This is a genomic window from Rhodococcus sp. AW25M09 (assembly GCF_000333955.1).
Taxonomy (GTDB): domain Bacteria; phylum Actinomycetota; class Actinomycetes; order Mycobacteriales; family Mycobacteriaceae; genus Rhodococcoides.
This window is the reverse complement of sequence record NZ_CAPS01000092.1, coordinates 1-12,866: the sequence shown is the minus strand read 5'-3', so window position 1 is coordinate 12,866 and position 12,866 is coordinate 1. Positions and strand designations below refer to the sequence as shown.

Sequence of the window (12,866 nt, the reverse complement as noted above, 5' to 3'; positions counted from 1 at the left end):
GTTCGCCGGCCAGTTGGATTCGATTCTTCACCACGTCAAAGCAGTGGCGGAGGTAGCGACGGACGACGTTCCGCCGACAGCCAACCCCAGTGACATCGTCAATGTGACGCGCCCCGATGTGATCGTTGCCGGACTGACTCCGGAGCAATCGCTGTCCGGTGCGCCCAACGCAGAGGAGGGCCGTTTCGCGGTGCCGCAGATTCTGGGAGAGAGTCAATGACCGACTTGACGAGGCTCGACGCGTCCGAGCTCGCCGCCCGTATCCATGCTCGTGAGCTCAGTGCCGTCGAGGTGACCCAGGCGCACCTCGATCGCATCTCCGAGGTCGATGGCGACCTACACGCATTCCTGCACATCGCCGGTGCCGAGGCGCTCGCCGCGGCGACCGATGTCGATACCGGGTTGGCCGCAGGAGACGCGCCCGCATCGGCTCTGGCCGGAGTGCCGCTGGCGCTCAAGGACGTGTTCACCACCACGGACATGCCGACGACGGCCGGGTCGAAAATTCTCGACGGGTGGATGTCGCCGTACGACGCGACGCTGACCTCGAAGCTGCGGGCAGCGGGCATTCCGGTGTTGGGGAAGACCAACATGGACGAGTTCGCGATGGGTTCGTCGACCGAGAACTCGGCCTACGGACCGACCAAGAACCCCTGGGACACCACCCGGATCCCCGGTGGCTCCGGTGGTGGCAGCGCAGCGGCGCTGGCCTCCTACCAGGCACCGTTGGCAATCGGGACCGATACCGGCGGTTCGATTCGCCAGCCCGCAGCCCTGACCGGCACGGTGGGAACCAAGCCGACCTACGGCAGCGTCTCGCGCTACGGGCTGATTGCCTGCGCGTCCTCGCTCGATCAGGGTGGTCCGTGTGGTCGCACGGTGCTCGATACCGCACTGCTGCACGAGGTCATCGCCGGATACGACCCGCGGGACTCCACATCGGTCGATGCGGCAGTTCGACCCGTCGTCGCTGCGGCGAAGGAGGGTGCTCACGGTGACCTGTCGGGTGTTCGTGTCGGCGTGGTCAAGGAATTGCACTCGGACAAATATCAGCCCGGAGTGATCTCCTCCTTCGATGCCGCGGTGGCCACCCTCACCGAACTCGGTGCCGAGGTCGTCGAGGTCTCGTGCCCCAATTTCGTGCATGCGTTGGCTGCTTACTATCTGATTCTCCCGTCCGAGGTGTCGTCCAACCTGGCTCGATTCGACGGAATGCGATACGGCCTGCGGGCGGGTGACGACGGCAAGCACAGCGCCGAGCAGGTGATGGCAACCACGCGTGCGCAAGGGTTCGGGCCGGAGGTCAAGCGTCGCATCATGATCGGGACGTACGCCCTTTCGGCCGGGTATTACGACGCCTACTACGGTTCGGCCCTGAAGGTCCGCACGCTCATCGCGCGCGACTTCGATGCTGCATACGAGAAGGTCGACGTGCTGGTGTCCCCGACGACCCCGACGACGGCATTTCCGTTGGGAGACAAAGTGGGCGATCCGATGGCGATGTATCTCAACGACCTGTGCACGCTGCCGACCAACCTCGCGGGTCACTGCGCGATGTCGGTTCCATCGGGACTCGCATCGGAGGACGGTCTGCCGGTGGGACTGCAGATCATGGCTCCCGCGTTCGCGGACGAGCGGCTCTACCGCATCGGTGCCGCGTACGAGGCCGCTCGCGGCGACCTGAGGTAGCTCGAGGTGCTGCATCGGGGGGCTGCCGCATTGGCTCATCTGCCGTTGCTGTCCGGTGCCGTGCCGACGGTGTGTGTGACGGCGGCGGCGCTGCTGGCGGCGGCCGTGATCGTTGCTGCGGGCGTGCGAGTTCGGCGTGGTCGTACCGTGGGCGCGGTGTTCGGGTCGCTCGGTGCCCTCGGCCTGGTTGCATCGCTTCTGGTGGCGGCAGCCGTCCTCACCAATCTGACGGTGACGCGGTATCCGACGGTGGCGCTCGCACTCGGTCACCGCCCGGTCGTGCCGGCCGAGGGGCACGGTAGATTGGTCGACTTCGAGATACCCGGCACGGTATCGGGCTTCTCAGCGCGGATGGCGACGATCTATCTTCCGGCCTCGTACGACGCCGGTGCAGACGACCTCCCTGTACTGGTGCTCCTCACCGGACAACCCGGACACGTCGTCGACTGGATCGAAGGCGGACGACTGGCAGCGACGATGGATGCTTTCGCGGCACGGCACGGCGGTGCGGCCCCGATCGTCGTCGTGGCGGACGGCCTGGGCGACACCGAGGCGAACCCGATGTGTATGGATTCCGACCTGGGCAATGCAGCGACGTACCTGTCGGTCGATGTGCCGGACTGGGTTCGCTCGAATTTCCGCGTGTCCTCGGATTCGCGGGCATGGGCGGTGGGCGGGTATTCCTACGGCGGAACGTGCGCCTTACAGCTCGCAGTGACGGCCTCGTCGGTGTACCCGACTTTTCTCGACATCTCCGGCGAAGACGAGCAACGCCGAGGGACGCGAAGCGAATCCGTGGCAGCGGCATACGGTGCGGACACTCCGGCGAACGAAGCGCGATTCGAACGCGCCACGCCGTTGAATATTTTGTCGCGCAACCGCTTTCTCGACTCGGCGGGTGCCTTCGTCGCCGGTTCCGACGACGAAGAATTCCGGCCGCAGACCGAGCGGGCTTTCGAGGCTGCCGCGGCGGACGGACTGGACGTGCATTACAGCGAGCTGCCCGGCGGACACTCGATGCAGGTCTGGGCTCCGGCACTGGATCAGGAGATGGACTGGCTCGGAGGACGATTGGGGCTGCTCGGCTGACCGAGCGCTCGATCGTCACCGACACCGCGGCATGGCCGTGCCTTGGTCGGTGCCGTATCGATGGCCGTGACCGGCGCCGACATCGAGCGCCGCTGCGAGATCGACGGATGTCTGGACGAAGCTGACTATCGGCAGCCACATCGGTGTCGGCGCATCGCGGCGGGTGGTCGCCGGATTCGGAGCCGACCACAACAGTTCCGCGGACCACGCGGCGACCGGATCGGAGGAATTGGACAGTACTGTCGAGCTTTCGGTGTTCACGGCCCCGGCGGGTGGGCCCGCCCACACGGCACCGCAGATGCGCGAATGTGTCTGTCGGAGTGAAAGATATGCGGCGCTTCCCGCCACCGAACCAAGACTCTGTCCGTACACGATCACGCTCGGCTGTGTCGATTTCTCGGCCGCTCGCGTCGCGACCGCACGAACCAGCGCGTCCGCCGCGCGGCGTGCGTCGTCCTCGGCGAACAAGAACGTCGCCCAACTGGGTTTGTCCGAGTACTGCAGCGCAACGGTTGCGACATCGCCGCCGAATCTGTTCTCGGCGCCTGTGACGGCATTCTCGTCCACCCAACCCGAACCGGTGGGGATCGCGACGACCACTACGCTGCGCTCGAAAGCGCCGGCGCGTTCCATGTCCGCGACCGCCAACTCGACTCGCCGATCGAGCGCGGCTGCCGAGTCGAGCCCCACATAGATGCGCACGGTCGCGGGGTCGAGCCCGCCGGAGACGAACTTCCTTCCTTCTCTACCCAGCGTGTGCCACGGCACGAGCGAGCTCGGGCCTCCTGATCTCGTCGTCGTGATCGGAGCGGTTACCGTATCGTCCAGCGCCGAGTTCGAGACCGAGAAAGAATCGGTCATGGCCGACCAGAGTGCCGGTGCGGCCACGTAGTACGACAGCACACCGACGATCGCGATCAGGATGACCGATCTGGTGCCGCCGAGAACACGGCACATTCTCGCTACCGCAAGACCGAGTCCGCACAGGGCAAGGGCGACGCAGACCGCTCCGCACACGACGTCGGCGGCGTACCTCCAGTGCACTGTGTCGGCTTCCATTGCGACACGTAACCTGTTTTGCCACAGAATATTCGAGTACACCGCACCGACGAAAATCAAGGCCCCCACTGCCGCTGCCCACGCCTGATATCGGATCCGAGCGGGCCGCCTGGTGCCGATCGCCCGCCGGGCGGACCACGCGATGGCGAGCGCGATCGCCATCGAGATGCCGGTCAACAATGCCTGCGTGACGGCAGGCCGGGGGAGTAGTGCAGGAGCCGAGGACACCAGCACTGCAGAGGTGAGCGCGGCGGAAGTCTCGATTCGGGGAAGTCGGATGCTCGAAACCGAGGGTGCAGTGTCGGTCTGCGCAGAGCCGGCATGCCCGGAGATTCCGGTGATCGACGCGATCATGCGCGCTCGCCCGGTGCGGACACCAGCACTCGCCTGTGCAGGTACCGGCCCGCCAGCATTGCCGACAGCGCCACCAGGGCGACCACAGCGCTGACCAGCACATACGGCATGGCAGGTTCGGGCACCGGCGCACCGAAGGACTGTCGCCAGGAATTCAGGTCGACGGCTGTCGCGGCGACCGATGCGGCGGCGTCGCACACCTGGCGAGGTCCGTCGTCGGTCCGGTCGACGCAGGCGGCATGCATCCGGGTTTCCAGCTGGGCATCGATGGCTCTGCGCCACTGCGGATCCACTGTCGTGCCAGTCGCGGCGGCATATCGAATGAGGTCGTAGCCCAGATCGTGGGCCTTGCAGGCGGAATCGAATTCCGACGGCAGTGGTACGGGCGATGAACAGTCCCCTCGGGGATTCTCGGCCATGGCGTCCTGCACTCGGGGGCGGTATCCCATCACCGACGGGAAGTCGCGGGGGATGGTCAGGGCCGCTGCGTTTGCCGGCTCGGTGACGAGTGCGTGCACCGCCACGGCGATGGGCGATGTCGTATCGGTTGCGGGCGGGGGCGACGCAGCACCTGTGGTTGCCGTCACCGCTACGGCCGCTGCAGCGAGGGATATCAGTGTGCGAGAGATGTTCCTGCTCATGGCATTCGACGCTAGGGAGCGGCATGCCCAACGGACATCGCACCGAAGTCTCGTTCTGCAACGCCGGAGGGGGTAGGTCGGTGCCCGCTCCGATACCCGAAGTCCGTATCGATCTGATACTCAGGTATGACGACCTCGTCGGTCTGCACTCCCTAGGCTCGGTGCGTGCGAAAGAAGAGATCAGGAGAATTCGAGCCCGTAGCGGCGCGGCGTCGGGTGCCGACTCGAATCGCCGGATTCCGCTCGGTCGATGTGCTGATCGTGGTCATCACTGCGGTGCTCTATTCGATCGCGTGGCCTACATTGCCGGTGACACATCACGTCTCGGGTCCGCTGCTGCCGATCGTCAGCGCACTGGCAGCGTTTCCGTTCGCTCTCATCCGGCTCAATCCCGCACTGGGGTGGGCCGTCTCGGCGTTGTCGGCTCTGGTGATCCCGGTAGCGTTCGATCGTGTTTCGGGCTACGACTATCCGTGGCAGGTCGTGCACATTCTCGTCCTGTTGGCCTTGTTGTTCGCCGTCGCTCTGCGGTCGCCACCCTCGGTGCTCCTGCTGGCCTGGGTGGCCAGCATGCTGGTGTTCTTCGCGTACATGCCGGGCTCGGACGGAGTCGGCTGGTCGGTCGGTCTCACGGCGGTCGTGGTGTTCGGGCTGCTGATTCGCTGGCTCGTTCTCTCTCGCAGGCAACTCGCGCAGCAGGAGGAAGTCAGTGAACTCGAGCGCACCCGGCGCACAGTGCTCGAGGAAAAGGCGAAGATCGCTCGCGATCTACACGATGTCGTCGCGCATCACATGTCGATGGTGGTCGTACAGGCGCAGAGCGCGCAATATCGGCTCGACGACGTATCTCTCACGGCAGCGCAGGAATTCGAGTCGATCGCGGCGACAGCACGCGAAGCGCTGAACGAGATCAGGGGCATGCTCGGGGTGCTTCGTAGCGACGGACAGCAGTGGCAGGACGCACCGGCACCGAATGCACTCGACCTCGAACGCACTCTCCATGCGAGTCGCAAAGCCGGAATGGACGTGCACTGGACCGTGACCGGCGCAATCGAATCCGTTTCCGATACAACAGGGTTGGCGATGTATCGAATTCTTCAGGAGTCGCTGTCCAATGCCGCACGCCACGCCCCGGGCGCTGCGGTGACCGTCGACGTCACTGTCGGCCCGAGTACCGTCGTGATGAATGTGGTGAATGCGCCGTCGCCGAACGGGAGTGATGCCCTCGTCGCTGGATCGACCGGCGGGCACGGGATATCCGGCATGCGCGACCGAGCGAGGGCTGCACACGGCTGGCTGCATGCCACCGGGCTACCCGATGGCGGATTCGAGGTTGCCGTGCACGTTCCCCGCGGCAAGCCGATCTCGCCCGCATCGGTGGTCACGGACTATCTCGCCTAGGCTGACGAGCGTGGCTACCACGGTGTTCATCGCCGACGACCAAGCAATGGTTCGGCAGGGGTTCGGTGCTCTTCTCGGTGCCCAGGCCGACATCTCGGTAGTGGGAGACGCCGACAACGGCAGGACGGCGGTCAGTGAGGTCGCCCGGCTGCTTCCCGATGTGGTGCTGATGGACGTTCGGATGCCCGAGATGAACGGACTCGATGCTGCGCGCGCGATTCTCTCCGCGTCGCTTCCGTCGCCGGTGCGGATTCTGATGCTGACGACATTCGACATCGACGACTACGTCTACGAGGCGCTGGCACTCGGGGCGAGCGGGTTTCTGCTCAAAGATGCGCCGGCCGAGGAACTGATTCGGGGAGTGCGCGTCGTCGCCGCCGGCGAGGCGCTGTTGGCTCCGTCGGTGACCAGACGGCTCATCGCCGATGTCACTGCCCGACGCGGAGCACGAGCCCGCATGTCGCCGCCGTTGAAGGATCTGACTCCGCGCGAACGCGAGGTCCTCGAACTCATTGCCACCGGGATGTCGAATTCGGAGATTGCGAGCTCGCTCTTTCTGGCCGAACAGACCGTGAAAACCCATGTCGGCAAGGTCCTCGCCAAGCTCGGGCTGCGCGATCGCGCGCAGGCCGTCGTGCTGGCCTACGAGAGCGGCGTCGTCACGCCGAAGTGACCGATATTTCCGAGATATTCGATACCGATGGTCCCCTTCGGAGAGGACCATCGGCACTGCCGCACCGGTGCCGATCCTGGTTGGGTGAGAGTTCATCCGATCCCAGGAGTTCGTTGCACATGGATATCCACATTCGTACCGACAACAACGTCGACATCACCGCTCAGCTCAGAGAACGCATCGAAGGTGACGTCGTGAACACCCTCGACCGATTCTCCGATCACCTCACTCGCCTCGATGTCAGCTTTCGCAACGAGAGCGCGGGCCGGGAGACCGCCGACGACATCCGGTGCATGGTCGAAGCTCGCCCAGCGGGCCAGGAACCGGTCACCGTCACCGCGTCCACCGGCCGAATCGCCACTGCCTTTTCCGAGGCGCTGAACAAACTCGACACACTTCTCACCCACAAATTCGGCAGGCTCGACGACAAGGACTCCCGCGAGACCATTCGCGGTCGCTGACGCGCGGCCCGCCGTCGGGTGTGCTCGGGGCCAATCCCGTTCCTACCGATGTCCGACCTGGGGCGTCGCTCGCTCGATCGCGTCGAACAGGGAGCCGCACGGCGCCGACTCCAGCCGTGTCGGGAAACGGTCGAGTGGGTATCGACGCGCGCACGTCGATGTCGGCGATTAGGGTGGCATTCGATATCGGGCTTCACCGATAGAACGGTCTGCGGTTGCTCCGCCGGCTTCGCTCCCTGTCAGAGAGGCAAACATCGATGCGCATCGGAGTTCTTACCGGAGGCGGCGATTGCCCAGGGCTCAATGCGGTGATTCGCGCTGTAGTCCGCACCGCCGACGCGCGGTACGGCTCCACTGTCGTCGGATTTCAGGACGGATGGCGCGGCCTTCTCGAAGATCGTCGGGTGCAATTGCGCAACGACGACCGCAACGACCGGTTGCTCACCAAGGGTGGCACGATGCTCGGCACCGCACGCACCAACCCGGATGTGTTGCGCGCCGGGCTCGACCGGGTCAAGCAGACTTTGGAAGACAACGGCATCGACGTGTTGATCCCGATCGGTGGCGAAGGAACCCTCACTGCCGCTGCGTGGCTGTCCGAGGAGGGGGTCCCGGTGGTCGGGGTGCCCAAAACGATCGATAACGACATCGACTGCACCGACGTCACATTCGGCTTCGACACCGCGTTGACGATCGCCACCGATGCGATCGACCGTCTGCACAGTACTGCCGAATCTCACCAGCGTGTGATGCTCGTCGAGGTGATGGGTCGGCATGCGGGGTGGATTGCGCTGCACGCCGGACTGGCGTCGGGCTCGCACATGACGCTCATCCCCGAGCAGCCGTTCGACGTCGAGGAAGTGTGCACCCTGGTGCGCAAGCGTTTCCAGCGCGGCGACTCGCACTTCATCTGCGTCGTCGCGGAGGGTGCCAAGCCGCTGGAGGATTCGATGAAACTCACCGACGGCGGCATCGACGAGTTCGGCCACGTTCGATTCACCGGAGTGGCCCACCAACTCGGCGTCGAGATCGAACGTCGTATCAACAAGGAAGTGCGCACCACGGTCCTCGGGCACGTCCAGCGAGGTGGCACGCCGACGCCGTACGACCGGGTACTCGCAACACGATTCGGCGTCAACGCCACCGATGCGGCGCACTCCGGTGACTTCGGCAAGATGGTCTCGTTGCGTGGCACCGAGATCGGCCTGGTGTCCCTGGCCGAGGCGACCAAACAGCTCAAGCGGGTACCGCAGACCCGATACGACGACGCCGCCGCCTTCTTCGGCTGAGTTGGCGGCCGCGATATCGGATACGACTCGCGGCCTCTCGAATCTCGGCCCCGCGTTCTTCGGTCTCACGGCGTGGCTCGCGTCGTCGCCGCGCGGCCTCGAAGCGCTGAGCGTCGACGTCGGTGTTCGGGGTCAACCGGGGCAGGTCTTCCGGCCGGAAAAATTCGCCATGTTCGGTGTCGTCGGCACGGTCATCGACAGAGTCTGCTTTTCGGCGTGCGTCACCCGCGGACGGTAGTGAGGACTCGCGGTCACCCGCGCGTTCCACAGGACCTAAACTCGTCCTCATGACTGCTGCAACCGTCGATTTGATCGATTACGACGACGTGCTCGCCAAGTTCGATCCCGTGTTGGGCATGGAGGTCCACGTGGAGTTGGGCACCGCAACCAAGATGTTCTGCGGCTGCCCCACCGAGTTCGGTGCAGAGCCGAACACCCAGGTGTGCCCGGTGTGTTTGAGCCTTCCCGGCGCGCTTCCGGTGGTGAACTCTGCTGCGGTGGAGTCGGCCATTCGGATCGGGCTGGCACTCAATTGCTCGATCACCCCGTGGGGACGGTTCGCTCGCAAGAACTACTTCTACCCGGATCAGCCGAAGAACTACCAGATCTCCCAATACGACGAACCCATTGCCACCGAGGGTTACCTCGATGTTCTGCTGGACGACGGCAGTACCTTCCGCGTCGAGATCGAGCGTGCGCACATGGAGGAGGACACCGGCAAGTCGACGCATGTCGGCGGTGCGACCGGCCGAATCGAGGGGGCGTCGCATTCGCTGCTCGACTACAACCGTGCCGGGGTGCCGCTGGTGGAGATCGTGACGAAGACGATCACGGGGACCGGCGCTCGTGCACCCGAGGTCGCGCGTGCGTATGTCACCGCGCTCCGCGATTTGCTGAAGTCGTTGAACGTGTCCGATGTGCGCATGGATCAGGGTTCGTTGCGCTGCGATGCCAACGTGTCCCTGATGGAGAAGACGGCGACGGAATTCGGCACGCGTACCGAGACGAAGAACGTCAACTCGCTCAAGAGCGTCGAGGTTGCCGTTCGGTACGAGATGCGCCGTCAGGCAGCTGTGCTCGAATCCGGCGGAGAGGTGACTCAGGAGACTCGGCACTTCCAGGAAGCGGGCGGCACCACGACCGCGGGTCGTAAGAAGGAGACTGCGGAGGATTACCGTTACTTCCCCGAGCCGGATCTTGCACCGGTGGCTCCGGACGCGGACTGGATCGAGGAGCTCCGTGGGACGTTGCCGGAGCTGCCGTGGTTGCGCCGCGCGCGAATCCAGAAGGACTGGGGTGTATCCGACGAGGAAATGCGCGATCTGGTGAACTCCGGTGCACTCGAGCTCGTCGCGGCAACGGTGGATGCGGGTGCCTCGGCGCAGGCAGCGAGGTCGTGGTGGGTGTCGTATCTGTCTCAGCAGGCCAACATCGCCGGCCTGGAGCTGACCGACCTGTCCATCACCCCGGCTCAGGTGGCGGAAGTGGCTGCCTTGGTGTCCCACGGCAAACTCAACAACAACGGTGCCCGTCAGGTGGTGGACGGGGTGTTGGCAGGTGAGGGCGAGCCGGCGCAGGTGATGTCGGATCGAAACCTGGTGTTGGAGAAGGACGACACCAAATTGCAGGCCGCCGTCGACGAGGCGCTTGCGGCCAATCCCGGTGTGGTGGAGAAGATCCGCAGCGGCAAGGTTCAGGCCGCCGGTGCCATCGTCGGTGCCGTGATGAAGGCTACGCGCGGTCAGGCCGACGCGGCCCGCGTGAAGGAGCTCGTGCTGGAGGCATGCGGCCAGTCCTGATCATCGAGATCGACTGCGGCCGAGCGTGATGAACGCTCGGCCGCAGTCGTCTTTCGGTCAGTCGATACCGCCGCCGCCCCCGCCGGGGAACGGGACCTTGACGACGCGGTCGTCGGTCGGCCCGGCACTCGTTCCGTTCTTGTTGACGGTGCCGACGAGGATCTGACCGTCGGAGGAGGCTGTTGCGCCGTTCAGCTGCCCGTACTTGTCCTGGATCAACAGGGTCGGTTCGGCCGAGACGGCACCGGTGTTGGGGTCCGTGGACAACGCTGCCACCGCCTTGGCGGTGGTGAGTGCGACGGCGACACCGTTCGCGCCTGCTGCACAGCCGGCGACGCCGGGACGGTCCGGCCACGTCCACACCGGGGAGAAGACTGCACCGAGCTTGTCGATTCGCTGCAGGCGGTCCTCGATCGCGGTGCGGTCGGTGACATAGATGTTTCCGCTGCCGTCGGTGCACACATCGCCTGCGGTCCCGATACCGCTGAGCGCGATCTGCGGCCGTGGGGGATTGGCCGTAGGGGACAACGACGTGACTCGTAACAACTTGCCGGACAACGAGTCCGGACTTGCGGCCGCGGCAGGATCGCCGTTGTCGCCCGTGAGGACGAGCAGTTCGCCCGGTGTGTAGAAGTCGATCGCCCCACGATTGCCCGTCGCGCCGCGGGGAATGCCGGTCACGATGTCCTTGGGTACGTCGCCCGGCGCGAGCCGGACCACTCTGGTGTCCGCGGCGGTGGTGATGAGGGCGTAGAGCAATTTGTCCTCGGCGTAGGTCGGTGACAGTGCGATGTCGAGAAGGCCTCCGTCGCCGGTGCCATCGACATCGATCCGGGCCACCTCGACCGGGGTCCGATCGGCTGCGACCTCCATGATGCGACCCGTACGACGCTCGGCGACCAGCGTGCTCCGACCGTCGGGCAGAGCAACGAGGCCGCCCGTGGTGTCCAGGCAGGTGGCGATCACGGCCGGGTCGGGATCGACGCACGGACCGGATGGGGGAGGCGGAGCGTTCGGGTCCGAAGGGGGCGGAGTCTCGCCGGGGGTCGTCGGCTTCAGCTCGGCGGCACCGACCTCCGGCGCCGGGGTGAACGGTGACGAGTTCGAGTCGTCGAAGCGGGCACATCCGGCGAGCAGAGCAGCGGTCACCGACAGAGCGAAGACAGCTGCAGTGGCAGTTCGAGACGACGCTCCGATCGGCTTCATCTTTCGAACGTTACGTCAGCAGTGGCGCAGACTCGCCACGCGGCCATGAGCGGGAACGAGGGTGATCGGCATCCATCGCCTCTACTGTGGAGATGTGACCGATACACCACGCGACCCCAACCGGCCGGATCAATCGTACGAACCGGCCGAAAGCCCGTACGACAATCCCACCGAAAAGATTCCATCCTCGGGCTCCACCTCCGATACGTCCGATTCGGATCGAGCCGAGACCTCCGGTGAATCGACCACCGCGTTCGCAGCCCAGCGCTCGGACCGGTTGCCCCGCACCGACGACGAACTCGACTTTCCGCACTCGGCACAGTCCGATTCCCGATCGTCCGATGCACAGGCCACCGAGAAGCTGCAGACCTATCGGCCGTCGGCGTACTCCGAGTCGTCCACCGACCGCACGTCGGCCACCGGCGCGACGTCTTCGGCCGCGTACTCCGATCGCCCCACCGAGAACTTTCATTCCTCTGCGGGCGCGGGGGCGGCGTCCGCGCCAGCGGCCGCACCCGCACCCGAGGTGCGCACCGAGACCGTCGAAGTACCGGCTCGACGCGGCAGCACGGATCTGGGCCTTTTCGTTCTTCGGGTGGCTGTAGGTGCGGTGTTCCTGGCCCACGGTCTGCAGAAGCTCGTCGGGCTGTGGAACGGGCCGGGTCTCGACGGTTTTCAGACCTTGTTGGAGACCTCGGGCTTCAGGTACTCCGAGATTCTCGCCATCGCGGCTGCGGCCGGAGAAACTCTCGGCGGGGCACTGTTGATTCTGGGTCTGGCAACGCCGTTGGCCGGCGCGGCCGTACTGGCGACCATCATCAACGCCTGGTGCTTCAAGCAGGCTGCTGAGCCCGGACTTCAGTTCTTCGGCGCCGACGGCGTCGAGTACGAAACGGTGCTCGGCTTCGCCGCGGCCGCGATCATTATCACGGGACCGGGAAAGATCGCGTTCGACGGCCGTCGCGGTTGGGCCACTCGTCCGCGGATCGGATCGTTGCTGGCACTTGTCGTCGGCATCGCTGCGGGCGTCTGCATCTGGATCTTCCTCAACGGAGCCAATCCCGTCGTTCGCTGATCGGCGAGCATCGGTCGAGGTGAGTGGAACTTCGGGACGGGTTACGAAGTTCCACTCACCTGGGTCGTTCCGCAGGCTGCACTCCCGCTCACCTGGGTCGTTCCGCAGGCTGCACTCCCGCTCACCTGGG

General features: G+C 65.3%; 12 protein-coding genes. 9 read left to right on the top strand and 3 right to left on the bottom strand.

Going from position 1 to position 12,866, the window contains the following annotated elements:
- The 3 genes from gatC to RHODMAR_RS18540 all read left to right on the top strand — a co-directional run.
- Positions 1-220: Asp-tRNA(Asn)/Glu-tRNA(Gln) amidotransferase subunit GatC (gene gatC / locus RHODMAR_RS18550; RefSeq protein ID WP_008717474.1), on the top strand; the 220-nt coding region annotated here is incomplete at its 5' end.
- The gene (gatA, locus tag RHODMAR_RS18545) at positions 217-1,689 is read left to right on the top strand and encodes an Asp-tRNA(Asn)/Glu-tRNA(Gln) amidotransferase subunit GatA (RefSeq protein ID WP_008717473.1); all 1,473 of its coding nucleotides are present in this window, start codon (positions 217-219) and stop codon (positions 1,687-1,689) included. The genes gatC and gatA, both read left to right, overlap by 4 nt.
- Positions 1,690-1,695: 6 nt before the next feature.
- Positions 1,696-2,778 (top strand): alpha/beta hydrolase, encoded by a 1,083-nt coding sequence (locus RHODMAR_RS18540; RefSeq protein WP_008717472.1) that lies wholly within the window; start codon positions 1,696-1,698, stop codon positions 2,776-2,778.
- A gap of 15 nt (positions 2,779-2,793) precedes the next feature.
- Here the strand turns inward: RHODMAR_RS18540 and RHODMAR_RS18535 are convergent, their stop codons facing one another.
- Together RHODMAR_RS18535 and RHODMAR_RS18530 are read right to left on the bottom strand one after the other, a co-directional pair.
- A complete protein-coding gene (locus RHODMAR_RS18535; protein ID WP_008717471.1) occupies positions 2,794-4,191 on the bottom strand; it encodes an alpha/beta-hydrolase family protein in 1,398 nt (465 codons plus the stop codon).
- A complete protein-coding gene (locus RHODMAR_RS18530; RefSeq protein ID WP_008717468.1) occupies positions 4,188-4,832 on the bottom strand; it encodes a hypothetical protein in 645 nt (214 codons plus the stop codon). The genes RHODMAR_RS18535 and RHODMAR_RS18530 overlap by 4 nt, the downstream gene beginning before the upstream one ends.
- A 165-nt stretch (positions 4,833-4,997) precedes the next feature.
- Between RHODMAR_RS18530 and RHODMAR_RS18525 the strand changes: the two genes are divergently transcribed.
- From RHODMAR_RS18525 to gatB, 5 genes are all read left to right on the top strand, one after another.
- Entirely contained in the window at positions 4,998-6,233 is a 1,236-nt protein-coding gene (locus RHODMAR_RS18525; protein WP_442970069.1) for a sensor histidine kinase, read from the top strand.
- Positions 6,234-6,243: 10 nt separating this feature from the next.
- Complete coding sequence (locus RHODMAR_RS18520) at positions 6,244-6,906, top strand: response regulator (protein WP_008717465.1); 663 nt, start codon at positions 6,244-6,246, stop codon at positions 6,904-6,906.
- Positions 6,907-7,025: 119 nt separating this feature from the next.
- On the top strand, positions 7,026-7,367 hold the full coding sequence (locus RHODMAR_RS18515) for an HPF/RaiA family ribosome-associated protein (protein WP_008717463.1): 342 nt from the start codon (positions 7,026-7,028) through the stop codon (positions 7,365-7,367).
- Between the two features lie 257 nt (positions 7,368-7,624).
- Positions 7,625-8,656: an ATP-dependent 6-phosphofructokinase gene (locus tag RHODMAR_RS18510; RefSeq protein WP_008717461.1), complete on the top strand. Its 1,032-nt coding sequence runs from the start codon at positions 7,625-7,627 to the stop codon at positions 8,654-8,656.
- Positions 8,657-8,943: 287 nt separating this feature from the next.
- Complete coding sequence (gatB, locus tag RHODMAR_RS18500) at positions 8,944-10,455, top strand: Asp-tRNA(Asn)/Glu-tRNA(Gln) amidotransferase subunit GatB (protein WP_008717459.1); 1,512 nt, start codon at positions 8,944-8,946, stop codon at positions 10,453-10,455.
- Positions 10,456-10,512: 57 nt separating this feature from the next.
- Here gatB and RHODMAR_RS18495 read toward each other — a convergent pair whose 3' ends face one another.
- A complete protein-coding gene (locus tag RHODMAR_RS18495) occupies positions 10,513-11,661 on the bottom strand; it encodes a PQQ-dependent sugar dehydrogenase (RefSeq protein WP_008717456.1) in 1,149 nt (382 codons plus the stop codon).
- Positions 11,662-11,755: 94 nt separating this feature from the next.
- On the opposite strand from RHODMAR_RS18495, the gene RHODMAR_RS18490 reads away from it, so the two are divergent.
- Positions 11,756-12,736 carry a DoxX family protein gene (locus RHODMAR_RS18490; protein WP_042939830.1) on the top strand — a complete coding sequence of 327 codons (981 nt, stop codon included), beginning with the start codon at positions 11,756-11,758 and terminating at the stop codon, positions 12,734-12,736.
- The last annotated feature ends 130 nt before the right edge of the window (positions 12,737-12,866 follow it).